This is a genomic window from Mesorhizobium sp. M1182, assembly GCF_040318335.1.
Classification (GTDB): domain Bacteria; phylum Pseudomonadota; class Alphaproteobacteria; order Rhizobiales; family Rhizobiaceae; genus Mesorhizobium.
This window is the reverse complement of the sequence record NZ_JAMYMD010000018.1, coordinates 36,760-53,224: the sequence shown is the minus strand read 5'-3', so window position 1 is coordinate 53,224 and position 16,465 is coordinate 36,760. Positions and strand designations below refer to the sequence as shown.

The window sequence follows — 16,465 nt, the reverse complement described above, 5'->3', positions numbered from 1 at the left end:
AATTCAATGACTGACGCATTCACCTTCAAGGTGCTGGCGACCGACGGCAGGGCGCGGCGTGGTGCAATCACCATGCCGCGCGGGGAAATCCGCACGCCTGCCTTCATGCCGGTCGGTACCGGCGGCACGGTGAAGGCCATGTATATGGATCAGGTGCGCGGCGTCGGCTCGGACATTATCCTCGGCAACACCTACCACCTGATGCTAAGACCCGGCGCCGAGCGCGTGGCGCGGCTCGGCGGCCTGCATGAATTCGCCCGCTGGCCGCATCCAATCCTGACCGACAGCGGCGGCTTCCAGGTGATGTCGCTGTCGAAGCTGCGGAAACTGACCGAGAACGGCGTTACCTTCCGTTCGCCTATCGACGGCGGCGCCTACGAGATGTCGCCGGAGCGTTCGATAGAGATCCAGGGGCTGCTCGATTCCGACATCCAGATGCAGCTCGACGAATGCACGGCTCTGCCGGCCAAGCAGAACGAGATCGAGCGTGCCATGGAGTTGTCGTTGCGCTGGGCCGAGCGTTGCAAGACGGCATTCGGCGAGCAGCCCGGCAAGGCGATGTTCGGCATTGTGCAAGGCGGCGACGTGCCGGATCTGCGGCTGCGCTCGGCGCAGGCACTGAAGGCAATGGAGCTGAAGGGCTACGCGATCGGCGGGCTGGCTGTCGGCGAGCCGCAAGCGGTGATGCTGGAGATGCTCGACATCACTTGCCCGGAGCTGCCGGCTGACCGGCCGCGCTACCTGATGGGCGTCGGCACCCCGGACGACATTTTGAAGTCGGTGGCGCGCGGCATCGACATGTTCGACTGCGTGATGCCGACGCGGGCAGGGCGCCACGGCCTAGCCTACACACGGCGCGGCAAGGTCAATCTGCGCAACGCCCGCCATGCCGACGATCCGCGTCCGCTCGATGAGGCAAGCGACTGCCCGGCCGCACGCGACTATTCGCGGGCCTATTTGCATCATCTGGTGCGCTCGCAAGAGGCGCTTGGGGCGATGCTCCTGACCTGGAACAATCTGTCCTATTACCAGCAGCTGATGCGCGACATTCGTGAAGCGATCGAGGCTGGCAGGTTCGCCGAAGAAGCCGAGATCATGACGCAGCAATGGGCAAACGGTGACCTCGCCGTCCGGTAGGCATGCTCGCCAGGAATCCGGCTCCAGGGAGGAGTTGTCCCTGCCATGAACTGTTTTGAAACGACTGCCCAATAAGCATTGCCGGACGACATCGGGCGAGGATCAAGAACCTGTTCGTTTCGCGGCAAGTTTCAGTTCCTGGCACGACGGTGCGGACGAACGGCATCGCCGAGCCTTCGCCTTCGACCCCCATCGCGGTTCAGCGATGGACGGCTGGGTCGTTGCTTGCGATTCTGGCGATCGCAGTGACCGGCCTGGTCTTGCGCTTGCTTGGCGCGCGCGGCGACCTTTGGCTGGACGAGATCTGGAGCTTTGCGCTGATCAAGCCGCTGACGTCGATCGACCAGATATTCTGGCACGTCAATCACGACAACAATCATTTCCTCAACTCGGTCTATCTCTATCTCATTGGCCCCGATGCTTCGCCGCTGATCCAGCGAGGTCTGTCGATAGCATTAGGTGTTGCCACGATCGGTGCGGCGGCAGCGAGCGCCGCATCGCGCGGACGACAGGCGATGATTGCCACAAGCCTGTTGTTTGCCGTGAGCTACCCAATGGTCCATTACGGCTCGGAGGCGCGCGGCTATGCCGGCCTTGTGCTGTTCACGCTGCTCTCGGTGGTTTTTCTGGAGCGCCGGCTCGACAATAGACGGTGGTCTGGCGCGGCCTTGGCAGCGGCGATCCTTTTCGGCTTCCTGTGCCATCTCACAATGATCGGAATGGTGGCGGTCCTCGCAATCTGGACCGCCTGGCTCGCCTGGCAGCGTACGGCGAAGGTCGGCCGCGTCGTTGCGGACCTGGCGTCGATCTTCCTGCCGGGCTTGCTTGCCGTGCTGCCGCTGGCTGTCGGCGTGTTTGTCGGCTGCAGGCTGTTCGGCTTCAGTGTCGGTGGTGTTTCGCCATTCTCGATTGCCGCCTTCGCGCAGGGCTATGGCGGGATGATCCGCTCTCTGTTCGGCCTGCCACCCTGGTTTGGCGACGGGCCCTATATCGTTGCCGCCTGCGGTCTTGTCGGCCTCTCCGCCGGTGTCTGGCGCGGTCGTCGAGCCAGCCTTTATGCCATCGGGATTATCGGACTGCCTTTGCTCATGGCGGCGGCGCATCTGCCCAACCTTGAGTTCCCGCGCTATTTCATCATCAGCGGAACATTGCTGCTGCTCTGGGCCGGCGAGATGATTGGCCGCGGCCTGGATGCTCGCGGAACTGCCAGGCTGCTTGCGATGGGAGCGCTGGCGATCGTGGTGAGTGGAAGCATTTCGTCGCTGCTTCAGTTCTATCAATATGGACGCGGCTCCTACGCCGCTATCGTTGATGAAATGACCAGGAACGGCGCAACCACCTATGCCAGCGACGGTAATTTCCGCACCCCCATTGTCGTCAACTATTTTGCGGCGCGAATGGATCGTCGGGCATTGCTGGTCACAGACGACGGGATGTGCACCGAACGGCCCGCCTGGCTGGTCCTCGAAGGGGACGTGGACAAACAAGCCGAACATGTCCAACCTACGGCCGCATGCGCTCTGGCGTATGAACGGGCCGATGCGTCGAGGCATTGGGGGTTTTCAGGCCTGAGCTGGACGCTCTACCGGCGACAGGATTGAAACACCCCTTTAGGTGCTGAGCGACGTGGACGCACGCAGGCTGCAGCCGGTGATCCGAAAGCTGCCGTCAGGCTGTAGTTCGAGCGTGTAGACCGCCTCGTAGTCCTTGCCATCCGGGCCGACGATCAGCACTTGCTGGATGATCGAGGTCGGGCTCGTCTCGCGAACTTTGCCGAAGGAGTAGGTCTGCGGTTGGCGCACCGGCGGATAGCCTTTTGTCACCATGTTCATGAAGGTATCGACGGTCGGAAAGATGCGTTTCACATTCGGTGCGGCAAAGCTGTAGGCCGTCATTCCGTCATTGGCGATGAACGCCCTCAACTGCCCATCGATGACTGTCTGCGCCGCTTTGACTTCGGCGTCGCCAGCAAAGGCCTGGGATGCGAAAATGAATGGAATGACTGCGAATGCGAAAAACGCGCGGCGCATGGCCTGTCTCTCCGTTGTCCCTGACAAATCGCTGCCTGAAGGTACATGATACCATACGCTTTGCAGTGCTTCAGGGTTTCAGCCGAGCGCAAACATTCGGCGTGGCAGTCCGTGTCCGAGCCGAGAAAGCATTGTCGAGGCGAGAACAGCCTGAGCGATTGCCGATGCTTGAAAGCCGGGCGGCAGTCTGCCACAAGGGCCGCTCGATTAGAGCGTGCGATGTGAGCAGGACCAGGCAATGAAGGCATTTTTCGTGCAGATAAAATGCGATCTGGGCAAGGCCTACGACGTTGCCAGCGCCCTGGCCGATGCCGAGATCGCTTCGGAAATCTACTCGACAGCCGGAAACTACGACCTGCTCGCCAAATTCTATGTCGACGACGAGGAAGACATCGGCCACTTCGTCAACGAGAAAGTGCAGATTCTTCCCGGCATCAAGGACACGTTCACGGTCGTCACCTTTCGCGCGTTTTGATCCGCATCCGGCATGTGCCCGGACACCAGGCAAAGCCTGATCAAGGCCCTATTGGTGCTGCCTTAATTTTAGGCAAGTGCGATATACTGATCGCCGGCGCCCAACAAATCACCGATTGCGCTTGATTTTCTCCAGCCAGGCCAGTGAAATGGCGCCACAGGGGAGTATGCGATTGGCAGCGTTCGATGAAATGCTTCCGGAAGTTTCCGGGCTGAGAAAACCGTATTCGGCTTACGATCGCTGGCTGAAGGAACAGGACCCCGCCAGACTTACCGAGAAGATGCAGGACGCCGAACGCGTCTTTCGCAAGACAGGCATCACTTTCGCCGTCTACGGTGAGCAGGAAGCATCGGAGCGGCTGATACCCTTCGATATCGTTCCGCGCATCATTTCGGGCAACGAATGGCGACGGCTGACGCAAGGCATCGAGCAGCGCGTCCAGGCGCTGAACGCCTTTCTCGACGACATCTACCATCGCCAGGAGATCTTACGCGCCGGCCGGGTGCCGAAGGAGTTGATCGCCAAGAACGAGGCGTTCCTGCCCGAGATGATCGGGGTGCGGCCGCCGGCCGGCGTCTATACCCACATCATCGGCGTCGACATCGTACGCATCAGCGAGAACGAGTTCTACGTGCTGGAGGACAACGCGCGCACGCCGTCCGGCGTCTCCTACATGCTGGAGAACCGCGAGACGATGATGCAGCTCTTTCCCGAGCTGTTCCAGCAGATCAAGGTGCGGCCGGTTGAGAATTACCCGCAGCTCTTGCGCCAGTCGCTGGCGGCAGTGCGGCCGCAAAGCACCAAGGGCGCGCCGACCATTGCCGTGCTGACGCCGGGCAGCTTCAACTCGGCCTATTTCGAACATGCTTTCCTTGCCGACCAGATGGGCGTGCAGCTTGTCGAGGGGCAGGATCTGCGCGTCGTCGATGGCCATGTCGCGATGCGCACCACCGAGGGCTACAAGCAGATCGACGTGCTTTACCGTCGTGTCGACGACTCGTTCCTCGATCCGCTGACCTTCCGCCCCGACTCGGCACTTGGCGTGCCGGGCATTATGGACGTCTACCGCGCCGGCAACATCACGATCGCCAATGCGCCGGGAACCGGCATCGCCGACGACAAGGCGATCTATTCCTACATGCCCGAGATCGTCGAATTCTACACCGGCCGCAAGGCGATCCTCGGCAACATCCCGACCTGGCGCTGCTCGGAGCTGGACAGCCTGAAATACGTGCTCGAGCATATCGATGAATTGGTGATCAAGGAAGTCCACGGCTCCGGCGGTTACGGCATGCTGGTCGGCCCGGCGGCGACCAAGAAGGAATGCGAAGAGTTTTCCAAAAAGGTCGCGGCAAAACCGTCGAACTACATCGCCCAGCCGACGCTTGCGCTGTCGACCTGTCCGATCCTGACGGACAAGGGGCTGGCGCCGCGCCATGTCGATCTGCGCCCCTATGTGCTGGTTTCCGACCGTATCCAGATCGTGCCCGGCGGGCTGACCCGAGTAGCGCTCAAGGAAGGCTCGCTGGTCGTCAATTCCTCGCAAGGCGGGGGCACGAAGGATACGTGGGTGTTGGATGATTAGAGTGAAAGTAGTGAATAGTGAATAGTGAATAGTGAATAGTGAATAGTGAATAGGTAAGGATGTGGGTCGTTGATGTTGGTGAAATGCCCTGAAGTGAAGCGCGCGGAATCGTGCCCTGGAATCCGGATAGTCACCATTCACCATTCACCTTTCACTATTCACCACAGGACCGCCTGACATGCTTCTCGGCCGCACCGCCAACGGGCTCTACTGGATGAACCGCTACATCGAGCGGGCGGAAAACATGGCGCGGCTGGTGGATGCCGGCTTGCGCATGGCGCTGACTCGTACTCAGAACGCTTCGGAGGAGTGGAATTCGGTGCTGCTCAGCGCCGGTTCGGACGCCAGCTTCACGCAGAAATATTCCGACTACACCGCCGCCAATGTCGCCGACTATCTGCTGCGCGACACATCGAACCCGTCGAGCACGATGTCGTCTATCGAAACGGCCCGTAACAATGCCCGCATGGTGCGTACCGCACTGACGCGTGAGACCTGGGAAAGCATCAACGAAGCCTGGATGTCGCTGAAGCGGATACTGGCCAAGCCGATCGACGAGCGCGACCTGCCCAACGCGCTCGACGCAATCAAACGCGAGACGGCGCTGATCCGCGGCTCGTTCTACGGCACGATGCTGCGCAACGAAATTTTCGATTTTTCGCAGCTCGGCACGTATGTCGAACGCGCCGACAACACCGCGCGCATCCTGGATGTGAAATACTACGTGCTGTTGCCGTCGATCTCCTGGGTCGGCTCGACGCTCGACAACTACCAGTGGGAATCGATCCTGCGCTCGGTGTCGGCGCACCGTTCCTATCGCTGGGTCTATGATGCCGACTACAAGCCGAGCAACATCGCCGATTATCTGATCCTCAACGTCCGCATGCCGCGCTCGCTGACCTTTTGCTACCGCTTCCTGACGGAGCATCTCAAATTCCTGGGTGACGACTATGGGGAGCGCCACGCCTGTCATGCGACGGCTGCCAAGACCCAGGCCATGCTGACGGCCGGGTCGATCAAGGATATTTTCGACGCCGGCCTGCACGAATTCCTGGCCAATTTCATCCGCGACAACACCAGGCTCGGCGACGAGATCGCGCAGGATTACAGGTTCTATTGAGCATGATCCCAAAAAGCGGAGACCGGTTTTCGGAAAAGCTCATGCTCCAGGGACGAGTGCGATGCGGCTGAAGATCACCCACCGGACCGAATACCGCTACGATGCGCCGGTGCACTATCTGTTGCAGCGTTTGCGGCTGCTCCCGGTGAACGGGCGCACCCAGACGGTACTGTCCTGGGCGCTGAAGATCGAAGGCGCACGCGAGGAAGTGCGCTTCACCGACCATTTCGGCAATGATACCCGGCTGTTGAGCGTCGAGGGCGAGCGCGACTTCATCACCGTCGAAGCAGCCGGCGAAGTGGTGACGCGCGACACCGCTGGCGTCTGCGGACCGCACCAGGGTTTCGCGCCGCTCTGGCTGTTCGGCCAGGAAACGCCGCTGACGACGATCGGCAGCGGCATTCGCGAGCTTGCTGCCTCGGTCGGCAAGGGTACCGACATCGAAAGGCTGCACCGGTTGATGGCGGTGATCGGCGAGCGCGTCGCTTATACGCCGGACACCACCAACGTGACGACGCCGGCCGAAGAGGCCCTGGCGCTCAAGACCGGCGTTTGCCAGGACCACAGCCACATCTTCGTTGCCGCGGCGCGTGCCATGGATTTTCCGGCCCGCTATATCAGCGGCTACCTGATGATGGATGCGGCCATCGAGCAGGCGGCAAGCCACGCCTGGGCCGAGGCGCATGTCTCGGGCCTCGGCTGGGTCGCCTTCGATGTCGCCAACGGCATTTCTCCGGACGAGCGTTATGTGAAGGTGGCGACCGGCCGCGATTATCGCGACGCCACGCCGGTATCTGGAATTCGGCTGGGACAGGCGGAAGAACAGCTTGCGGTCACCGTCACCGTGGAGCAGTAATCCCCGGCAAGATTGTTGCCAAAGAGATTCGATGACCTATTGCGTCGGCCTGAAGATCGATCGCGGGCTCGTGTTCATGTCGGACACGCGCACCAACGCCGGCATGGATTCGATCTCGACCTTCAGGAAGATGCATGTCTGGGAAGAGCCGGGCGAGCGCGTCATCGTTTTGATGTCGGCCGGCAATCTGGCGACGACGCAGGCCGTGGTCAGCCTGCTCGACGAACGCACCAAGGCAGTGGCGGAGCGCCGTGCCACACTGCTCGAAACGCCCTCCATGTACCAGACAGTCCGGTTGGTCGGAGACACCGTCAAGGAGGTCATCGCCAGTTCGTCGCCGGCGGGCGAAAAGGCGGATTCCTACTTCAACGCCTCCTTCATCCTCGGCGGTCAGATCAAGGGCAGCGCGCCGCGCCTGTTCATGATCTATCCGGAAGGCAATTTCATCGAATCCACCGAGGACACGCCGTTCTTCCAGATCGGTGAGACCAAATACGGCAAGCCGATCATTATCCGCGCTTATGAAAGGACGATGAGTTTCGCCGAGACGGTGAAGTTACTGCTGGTGTCGTTCGACTCGACGCTGAAGTCGAACCTGTCGGTCGGCCTGCCGCTCGACCTGCTGTTCTATGAAAAGGACACTTTCAAGGTCGGCCTCAAAAAGCGAATAACCCAGGACGATCAATATTATCGTACGATCTCGGATAGCTGGTCGAACGCGCTGAAGACCGCCTTTGCCAGTCTGCCTGATTTTCCCGAATGAAAACCTTCGTTTTTCGTGCTCTTTGATCGCGGCTCGATGAGGCGCTACGGAGGCGAAGATGAATAGCAACGAATTCCGCGAATGGTCGCTGCGAGCGGCTGAATGGGGCGCCGACTACAGAAACAGCCTTCGCGAAAAACCGGTGCGGCCGCTTGTCGAGCCGGGCGAAATCTTCAAAAGCATCGATGCCGCGCCGCCGGAAGACGGCGAAACGATGCAGGCAATCTTCGCCGATTTCGAACAAAAGATCTTGCCGGGCATGACGCACTGGCAGCATCCGCGTTTCTTCGCCTATTTCCCGGCTAACGCGGCACCGGTCTCCGTCGTGGCCGAGTATCTGGTTTCCGCGATGGCCGCGCAATGCATGCTCTGGCAGACCTCGCCGGCGGCAACCGAGCTCGAGACGCGTGTCGTCGACTGGATGCGGCAGGCGCTTGGTTTGCCGGAGGGATTTTCCGGCGTCATGCAGGATTCGGCTTCATCGGCGACGCTTGCCGCCGTGCTGACAATGCGCGAGCGCGCGCTCGACTGGCAAGGCAACAAGAACGGCTTGCAAGGGCAGCCGGTCGTGCGGATCTATTCTTCCGACCAGGTCCATACTTCTATCGACCGGGCGATCTGGGTGTCGGGCATCGGCGAGGCGAACCTCGTGCGCATTCCGGTCGCCGGACGCTTCCGCGCCATGCAGACGGCGGCTCTGGAAGCCGCGATCGTTACCGACCGCGAAAACGGCATGCTGCCGGCGGGCATCATCGCCAGCGTCGGCGGCACAAGTACCGGCGGCACCGACAATGTGGCGGCTGTTGCCGAGGTGGCGAAGCGGCACGGGCTCTACCTGCATGTCGATGCCGCATGGGCCGGCTCCGCCATGATCTGCCATGAGTTCCGGCATTTCTGGACCGGCGCCGAAAATGCCGATTCCATCGTCTTCAACCCGCATAAATGGTTGGGGGCACAGTTCGATTGCTCGATGCAGTTCATCCGCCAGCCGGAAGCTGGTCCGCACGCTGGCGATCAAGCCCGAATTCCTGAAAACGCATGGCCGCGACGGGGTCATCAACTACTCCGAATGGTCGGTGCCGCTCGGACGGAGGTTCCGCGCTCTGAAACTTTGGTTCCTGCTGCGTGCGTATGGCTTGGAAAATCTGCGGAACATGATCCGCAACCATGTTGCCTGGAGCGAGAGCCTCGCCGCGCGGCTGGCTCGGGAACCGGATTTCGAGATCGTCACGGAACCCATGCTGTCGCTATTCTCATTCCGCCATCTCGCGGCTGCGGCCATCGACTCTGACGAGCACAATTTGCGGTTGGTCAGCGCGATCAACGATGACGGCCGCATTTACCTGACGCAGACCCGGGTGGACGGGCAGGTGGCGATCCGCTTTCAGGTCGGGCAGTTCGAAACGACTGCGGCGGACGTCGATACTGCTTTCTCGGTCATCACTGAGATCGCGCGGGGGCTGAGTTGATAGCCTCGTCGAGATTGCACCGGAGCTTTTCTCGCTGCAGTCGCCCGATTTTCATTAGCCGGCCCATACCTGTTCATGGCTTTCGTTTTCAGCTATAGACGAGAAAAACGAAAATGAGAGGTTGCTAGATGTATCTGTCGCCGCGTCATTCCGAAATCATCCAGATGGCCAAGGACCATGGCCGCGTACTGGTCGAGGAGCTGGCGACGCATTTCAACGTGACGCCGCAGACGATCCGCAAGGATCTCAACGATCTCTGCGACCAGCGGCTTTTGTCCCGCATCCATGGCGGGGCATTGTTCCCCTCCGGCATCGAGAACATGGAATATGAGGCTCGGCGCAAGATCGCCGCCGAGGAGAAGGAGGCGATCGGCCGCGCAGCAGCCCGGCTGATCCCCGACAACGCGTCTCTGTTCATCAATATCGGGACAACGACGGAAGCTGTCAGCAAGTCGCTTCTCGATCACAGCGGCCTGATGGTCATCACCAATAACATCAATGTTGCCAACAGGATGCGCATATATCCTTCGATCGAGGTGGTGATCGCCGGCGGTGTCGTGCGCGGTTCCGACGGCGGTGTGGTCGGCGAGGCCGCGGTCGATTTCATCAGGCAGTTCAAGGTCGATTTTGCGGTGATCGGCGCCTCGGCCATCGACCATGACGGCGCACTGCTCGACTTTGATTTTCGCGAGGTGAAGGTGGCTCAGGCGATCATCGCCAACGCCCGACATGTGATCCTGGTGTCGGACCAGACCAAATTCGAGCGCACCGCGCCCGTCCGCATCGGCCATCTGTCGCAGGTCAACACCTTTATCACCGATCGTTGCGACATCCCGTCGGTGCGTAAGATCTGCCAGGAGGCAGAAGTTCAGCTGATCGAAACGTCGCTCTCCTAGAGATGCCGTAGCGGCATCTTCCGCCCATCATATTTCGTTTGACATTCGTTATCATTTCGAAATAATTCCGCTACGGTTTCGCAAGAACCCAAAAATGCTGCAATGCGAAGTCGAGGGAGGATTCTTTGAGCGCATCACCGATTCATGACATTTTCGTCATCGGTGGCGGCATCAATGGCTGCGGCATCGCCCGCGATGCCGTTGGACGTGGCTTTTCGGTTTTTCTTGCCGAGATGAACGATCTGGCCAGCGGGACCTCTTCCGGCTCGACCAAACTGATCCACGGCGGCTTGCGCTATCTCGAATTCTACGAATTCCGTCTGGTGCGCGAAGCGCTGATGGAACGCGAGGTCCTGTGGAGGAACGCGCCGCATATCATCTGGCCGATGCGCTTCGTGCTGCCATACGCCAAGGGACTGCGTCCGGCCTGGCTGATCCGGCTCGGGCTTTTCCTCTACGACCATATTGGCGGGCGCAAATTGCTGCCGCCGACGAAAACGCTGGACATGGCCAAGGATCCGGCCGGCAAGCCGCTGAAGCCGCTGTTTCGAAAGGCCTTCGAATATTCGGACGGTTGGGTCAACGATGCCCGGCTGGTTGTGTTGAACGCCCGCGACGCTGCCGAACGCGGCGCAACCATTCGAACCCGAACAAAGGTCGTCAGCGCGCGCCGCGAAGGCAATCTCTGGACGGTCAGGCTTGAAAATGTGCGGACCGGCGATACCGAGGAGGTCAAGGCGCGGCTGCTGGTCAATGCCGCCGGCCCATGGGTCGATCAGGTGCTGTCGGCCACCGTCGGCTTGAACGACGTGCACAATGTCCGCCTCGTACAAGGCAGCCATATCGTCGTGGGCAAGAAATTCGACGACCCACGCGCCTATTTCTTTCAGAACAAGGACGGGCGCATCATTTTCGCCATCCCTTACGAGGACGAATTCACGCTCATCGGCACGACCGATCGTGACTATCCCGGCGATCCGCACGACGTCTGGATCAATGACGCCGAGATCGACTATCTCTGCGCTGCGGCAAGCGAATATTTCGCGCAGCCGGTCAAGCCGTCGGATATCGTCTGGACCTATTCCGCGGTGCGACCGCTCTACGACGATGGCGCCTCAAAGGCGCAGGAAGCCACCCGAGACTATGTGCTGAAGGCCGATGGAGGCGAGGGTGCCGCCCCGATCGTCAACGCCTTTGGCGGCAAGATCACGACCTACCGCCGATTGTCGGAATCGATGCTCGAGAAGATCGAGGGTTTTCTCGGCAAGCGCGGCAAACCATGGACGGCAAACGCGCCGCTGCCCGGCGGTGACTTTCCCGTCACCGGCTTCGATGCCGAGGTGGCGAAATTGAAAACGGCGTACCCGTTCCTCGACGCCCGGCTGGCCCGCCGGTTGACCCGGCTCTACGGCACCCGCGCAAGGAAGCTGCTGGGCCTCGCCAAGTCGAACGTCGATCTTGGCCGCAACTTCGGCGCCGATCTCTACGAAGCCGAGGTGCGCTACCTCGTCGAAAACGAATGGGCGATGACTGCCGAGGATGTATTGTGGCGCCGGACCAAGCGCGGCCTGCGTCTCAGCCGTGAGCAGGCGGCAGTGCTCGACGAGTTCATGCGCGGAATAAGCCGGCAGCACGTAGCGGCTGCCGAATAGGAACGGCCGACTGATGCAGAAAGCCTGGGAGGAGGCATCATGCTTGAACTGAGAAACGTGACGAAGACGGTGGGTGCGGCGGAACATATCCGCGACGTCTCGCTGACGCTTCAGCACGGCTCGCTCAACGTCCTGCTCGGGCCGACGCTCTCCGGCAAGACCAGCCTGATGCGGCTGATGGCGGGCCTCGACGTGCCGACCTCGGGCTCGGTCTGGTTTGATGGCAAGGATGTCACCGGCATGCCGGTGCAAAAGCGCAACGTCGCCATGGTCTACCAGCAATTCATCAATTATCCGGCGATGACGGTCTACGAAAACATCGCCTCACCGCTGCGGGTGGCCGGCACGGATCAGGCAACGATCGACAGGGAGGTGCGCAATGCCGCCGCCCTTCTCAAACTAACGCCCTATCTCGACCGGACGCCTCTCAGTCTGTCGGGCGGCCAGCAGCAGCGCACCGCGCTGGCCCGCGCGATCGTCAAGAATGCCAGCCTCGTGCTGCTCGACGAGCCGCTCGCCAATCTCGACTACAAGCTGCGCGAAGAATTACGCGCGGAACTGCCGAAAGTCTTCGCGGCCGCCGGTACAATCTTTGTTTATGCCACGACCGAGCCGCACGAAGCCTTGCTGCTCGGCGGCAACACGGCGACGCTTTCCGAAGGCAGCATCACCCAGTTCGGGCCGACCATCGAAGTGTTCCGCAAACCGGTTGATCTGGTGACGGCGAGAACCTTCGCCGATCCGCCGCTCAACACCATCGTGCTTGCCAAGAAGGGTCTGGATTTCCTGCTCGAGGGCGGCGTGAAATTGCCGGTGCCGGCGGAACTCTTCGGCATTGCCGATGCGATCTATACGATCGGGTTCCAGCCGCATCATCTGTCCCTCGATCGGCCCAACGCCGCCGCAGTGCCGGTGCGCGCAAAGGTGACGATCACCGAGATCACCGGATCGGAAAGCTTCGTCCATCTCGATTTTGCCGATGCGCGCTGGGTCATGCTGACCCATGGCATTCGCGACTTCGAGCCGGACGAGGAGGTCGAGGTGTTCATCGACCCGCGCCACATCATGGTCTTTGACGAGCACGGCCGTGCCGTGGCCGCGCCGAAGCTGGCGGCCTAGGAGGAAGCGATGGCGCGCATCGATGTCAATCATATCCGCCACTCCTATCTGCAGAACCCGCGCACGGATGCCGATTTCGCGCTGAAGGAAGTGCACCACACGTTCGAGGATGGCGGCGCTTATGCGCTGCTCGGCCCATCCGGCTGCGGCAAGACCACGCTGCTCAACATCATTTCGGGATTGCTGCATCCCTCGCATGGCCAGCTGCTGTTCAACGGCAGGGACGTGACCAATCTGTCGACCCAAGAGCGCAACATCGCCCAGGTCTTCCAGTTCCCGGTGATCTACGACACGATGACCGTCTACGACAATCTGGCGTTCCCGCTGCGCAATCGCGGCGTGCCGGAGCCCGACGTCGACCGCAAGGTGCGCGAGACGCTGGAGATGACCGGGCTGGCCGATATGGCCAAACGAAAGGCGCGCGGACTGACCGCCGACCAGAAGCAGAAGATCTCGCTCGGGCGCGGGCTGGTGCGCTCCGACGTCAACGCCATCCTGTTCGACGAGCCTTTGACAGTCATCGACCCGCATATGAAATGGGTGCTGCGCTCGCAGTTGAAGCAGCTTCACCGCCGCTTCGGTTATACCATGGTCTATGTCACGCACGACCAGACCGAGGCGTTGACCTTCGCCGACAGGGTGGTCGTCATGTATGACGGCGAAATCGTGCAGATCGGCACACCGGCGGAGCTGTTCGAGCGCCCGCGCCACACCTTTGTCGGCTATTTCATCGGCTCGCCCGGCATGAATGTCATGCCGGTGGCGATCGACGGCAAGACAGCGAAGCTGGGCTCGCAGCAGATCGAACTGCCGGGCGTGCCCAAGGCGGGCGGCGGCGCCATCGAACTCGGCATCCGTCCCGAATATGTGCGCCTGGGCAGTAAGGGCATGGCCGTCCGGATCAGCAAGGTCGAGGACGTCGGCCGCCACAAGGTGGTCCGTGCCAATCTTGAAGGGCGCGAGATCGCCGCCGTCATCGGCGAGGACGAGACAGTTCCGGCTGATCCGAAGGTGCGGTTCGACCCGGCCGGCATCAACATCTATGCCAATTCCTGGCGCGTCGAGATGGGAGCCTGAAGTGGAAAAGACCTGGAACAACAGAGCCTGGTTCCTGGTGCTGCCGGTGCTGCTGCTGGTGGCGTTCTCGGCGGTCATACCGCTGATGACGGTCGTCAATTATTCGGTGCAGGACACTTTCGGCAATAACGTCTTCTTCTGGGCCGGCACGGAATGGTTCGAGGAACTGCTTTCCTCCAGCCGCTTCTGGCAGGCGATGATCCGCAACCTTGTCTTCTCCTTCATCATCCTGGCGATCGAAGTGCCGCTCGGCATCTTCATTGCGCTCAATATGCCGAAGAAGGGTTGGGGCGTGCCTGTTTGCCTTGTTTTGATGGCGTTGCCGCTGCTGATCCCGTGGAACGTCGTCGGCACCATCTGGCAGGTGTTCGGGCGCAACGACATTGGCCTGCTCGGCTATTACGTCAACGCGCTCGGCATCGACTATAATTATGTGCAAGACCCATACGACGCCTGGGTCACGGTCATCATCATGGACGTCTGGCATTGGACCAGCCTCGTCGTTCTGCTCTGCTATGCCGGCCTGGTCTCGATCCCGGATGCCTTTTATCAGGCGGCCAAGATCGACGGTGCCTCGCGCTGGGCGGTGTTCCGCTACATCCAGCTGCCGAAGATGAACCGCGTGCTGCTGATCGCCGTGCTGCTGCGCTTCATGGATAGCTTCATGATCTACACCGAACCGTTCGTGGTGACCGGCGGCGGACCCGGCAACTCGACGACCTTTCTTTCGATCGATCTCGTCAAGACGGCGCTCGGCCAGTTCGACCTCGGCCCGGCGGCGGCGATGTCGCTGGTCTACTTCCTTATCGTCCTGTTGTTGTCATGGGTGTTCTACACCGTGATGACCAATTACGACGCGGAGCGCTGAGATGAGCCGCACCGAAGAGAGAGCCGATAGGGTGAGCGAGACGACAGCTTCGGAAGGGCTCGCCAGCACGCTACGGCAGGACGAGATCGCACGGCTGATGCGCCGTCGCGGCGAGGAGTCGCGTTGGTGGTGGATCGTGCCGACGCTCTACATCATCGTTCTGCTTTTGCCGATCTACTGGCTCATCAATATGAGCTTCAAGACCAATGGCGAGATCGTCTCGTCGCTGACGCTCTACCCGCACGCACCGACATTGGCGAATTACCGCACCATCTTCACCGACGCGTCCTGGTATTCGGGCTACATCAACTCGATCACCTATGTGGTTATGAACATGGTGATTTCGGTGGCTGCGGCACTGCCTGCTGCCTATGCCTTTTCGCGCTATCGCTTCCTCGGCGACAAGCATCTGTTCTTCTGGCTGCTGACCAACCGCATGGCGCCGCCGGCGGTGTTCGCGCTGCCATTCTTCCAGCTTTATTCGGCCTTCGGCCTTATCGACACCCACATCGCCGTGGCTCTGGCGCATTGCCTGTTCAACGTGCCGCTGGCGGTGTGGATCCTCGAAGGCTTCATGTCGGGCGTACCCAAGGAGATCGACGAGACCGCCTATATCGACGGCTATTCGTTCCCGCGCTTCTTCATCAAGATATTCATGCCGCTGATTGCGAGCGGCATCGGCGTGGCGTGCTTCTTCTGCTTCATGTTCTCGTGGGTCGAGCTGCTGATCGCCCGCACGCTGACGACCACCGACGCCAAGCCGATCGCCGCGACCATGACCCGCACCGTTTCGGCCGCCGGCATGGATTGGGGGCTGCTCGCCGCAGCCGGCGTGCTGACGCTGATTCCCGGCGCGCTCGTCATCTGGTTTGTGCGCAACTACATCGCCAAGGGCTTTGCCCTGGGGAGGGTATGATGGAGCAGGTCGACAGAAGCCCATGGTGGTGGGCCGTGCTGTTTCTCGCCCTGGTCGTCGTGGCCTGGGTGGCACTTCAAATCGATTTCGTGGCAATAACGGTGGGCTTCAGCGATCCGGCCAATATCCGCCTGTGGGGATTTAACCTCTCGTCCAACCTCGATTTTTCGTGGATGGCCTGGACGTGGCCGACCGCGGCCTTCTTTGGAACCATCTTTCTGCTGCTTTGCGGCATGGCGGCGTGGGAATACGTCTCGCCGGGCGGCAATCCGCGCGTCGGCGTGCTGCGGTTCGAAACGACGCGTGGCGACCGCCTGTTCCTGTCGCTGCTTGGCAGCGCCTTTATCCATCTCGCTTGGCTGGGTCTAGTCGGACCCAATCTGTGGTGGGCTCTCGCTCTCTCCGTGGTCTACGCCGTCGGCGTGTTCCGCTACGTATAGAGGGGGAAACTGTTGGAACGGCGGCGTGCCGGCCGCCGATCCAGATCGCACTTTGAACTTTA

Annotated in this window: 15 protein-coding genes and 1 pseudogene; 15 read left to right on the top strand and 1 reads right to left on the bottom strand. The window is 60.9% G+C overall.

Features of this window, described 5'->3' with window-relative positions; all coding sequences use genetic code 11:
- Nucleotides 1-6 precede the first annotated feature (6 nt).
- Nucleotides 7-1,137 (top strand): tRNA guanosine(34) transglycosylase Tgt, encoded by a 1,131-nt coding sequence (gene tgt, locus NKH33_RS20610; RefSeq protein WP_352921210.1) that lies wholly within the window; start codon nucleotides 7-9, stop codon nucleotides 1,135-1,137.
- Between the two features lie 221 nt (nucleotides 1,138-1,358).
- A complete protein-coding gene (locus NKH33_RS20605; protein ID WP_352921208.1) occupies nucleotides 1,359-2,738 on the top strand; it encodes a glycosyltransferase family protein in 1,380 nt (459 codons plus the stop codon).
- A gap of 9 nt (nucleotides 2,739-2,747) precedes the next feature.
- Here NKH33_RS20605 and NKH33_RS20600 read toward each other — a convergent pair whose 3' ends face one another.
- The gene (locus NKH33_RS20600; RefSeq protein WP_352471688.1) at nucleotides 2,748-3,167 is read right to left on the bottom strand and encodes a DUF4864 domain-containing protein; all 420 of its coding nucleotides are present in this window, start codon (nucleotides 3,165-3,167) and stop codon (nucleotides 2,748-2,750) included.
- 238 nt (nucleotides 3,168-3,405) lie between these two features.
- On the opposite strand from NKH33_RS20600, the gene NKH33_RS20595 reads away from it, so the two are divergent.
- The 13 genes and pseudogenes from NKH33_RS20595 (at nucleotide 3,406) to NKH33_RS20535 (ending at nucleotide 16,403) form a co-directional block, all read left to right on the top strand.
- Nucleotides 3,406-3,642, top strand: coding sequence for an Lrp/AsnC ligand binding domain-containing protein (locus tag NKH33_RS20595; protein ID WP_023674883.1), 237 nt, complete (start codon nucleotides 3,406-3,408; stop codon nucleotides 3,640-3,642).
- Nucleotides 3,643-3,814: 172 nt separating this feature from the next.
- Nucleotides 3,815-5,227: a circularly permuted type 2 ATP-grasp protein gene (locus NKH33_RS20590; RefSeq protein ID WP_352770389.1), complete on the top strand. Its 1,413-nt coding sequence runs from the start codon at nucleotides 3,815-3,817 to the stop codon at nucleotides 5,225-5,227.
- 178 nt (nucleotides 5,228-5,405) lie between these two features.
- The gene (locus NKH33_RS20585; RefSeq protein WP_352540590.1) at nucleotides 5,406-6,347 is read left to right on the top strand and encodes an alpha-E domain-containing protein; all 942 of its coding nucleotides are present in this window, start codon (nucleotides 5,406-5,408) and stop codon (nucleotides 6,345-6,347) included.
- A 61-nt stretch (nucleotides 6,348-6,408) separates the two neighbouring features.
- Nucleotides 6,409-7,203: a transglutaminase family protein gene (locus NKH33_RS20580; protein ID WP_352455718.1), complete on the top strand. Its 795-nt coding sequence runs from the start codon at nucleotides 6,409-6,411 to the stop codon at nucleotides 7,201-7,203.
- Between the two features lie 31 nt (nucleotides 7,204-7,234).
- Nucleotides 7,235-7,966 (top strand): proteasome-type protease, encoded by a 732-nt coding sequence (locus NKH33_RS20575; RefSeq protein ID WP_352540589.1) that lies wholly within the window; start codon nucleotides 7,235-7,237, stop codon nucleotides 7,964-7,966.
- A gap of 58 nt (nucleotides 7,967-8,024) precedes the next feature.
- Nucleotides 8,025-9,435: pseudogene (locus NKH33_RS20570) on the top strand (pyridoxal phosphate-dependent decarboxylase family protein).
- Between the two features lie 128 nt (nucleotides 9,436-9,563).
- Nucleotides 9,564-10,331 (top strand): DeoR/GlpR family DNA-binding transcription regulator, encoded by a 768-nt coding sequence (locus NKH33_RS20565; RefSeq protein ID WP_023674889.1) that lies wholly within the window; start codon nucleotides 9,564-9,566, stop codon nucleotides 10,329-10,331.
- Between the two features lie 125 nt (nucleotides 10,332-10,456).
- Nucleotides 10,457-11,983 carry a glycerol-3-phosphate dehydrogenase gene (gene glpD, locus NKH33_RS20560; protein ID WP_352921205.1) on the top strand — a complete coding sequence of 509 codons (1,527 nt, stop codon included), beginning with the start codon at nucleotides 10,457-10,459 and terminating at the stop codon, nucleotides 11,981-11,983.
- 39 nt (nucleotides 11,984-12,022) lie between these two features.
- Nucleotides 12,023-13,102 (top strand): ABC transporter ATP-binding protein, encoded by a 1,080-nt coding sequence (locus tag NKH33_RS20555; protein WP_352540586.1) that lies wholly within the window; start codon nucleotides 12,023-12,025, stop codon nucleotides 13,100-13,102.
- A gap of 9 nt (nucleotides 13,103-13,111) precedes the next feature.
- A complete protein-coding gene (locus tag NKH33_RS20550; RefSeq protein ID WP_352471682.1) occupies nucleotides 13,112-14,179 on the top strand; it encodes an ABC transporter ATP-binding protein in 1,068 nt (355 codons plus the stop codon).
- A 1-nt stretch (nucleotide 14,180) separates the two neighbouring features.
- Nucleotides 14,181-15,047, top strand: a complete 867-nt coding sequence (locus tag NKH33_RS20545; protein WP_023674893.1) for a carbohydrate ABC transporter permease — start codon at nucleotides 14,181-14,183, stop codon at nucleotides 15,045-15,047.
- Between the two features lies 1 nt (nucleotide 15,048).
- Nucleotides 15,049-15,963: a carbohydrate ABC transporter permease gene (locus tag NKH33_RS20540; RefSeq protein WP_352448784.1), complete on the top strand. Its 915-nt coding sequence runs from the start codon at nucleotides 15,049-15,051 to the stop codon at nucleotides 15,961-15,963.
- Nucleotides 15,964-16,136: 173 nt separating this feature from the next.
- A complete protein-coding gene (locus NKH33_RS20535) occupies nucleotides 16,137-16,403 on the top strand; it encodes a DUF2160 domain-containing protein (protein ID WP_031211283.1) in 267 nt (88 codons plus the stop codon).
- Nucleotides 16,404-16,465: the final 62 nt, after the last annotated feature.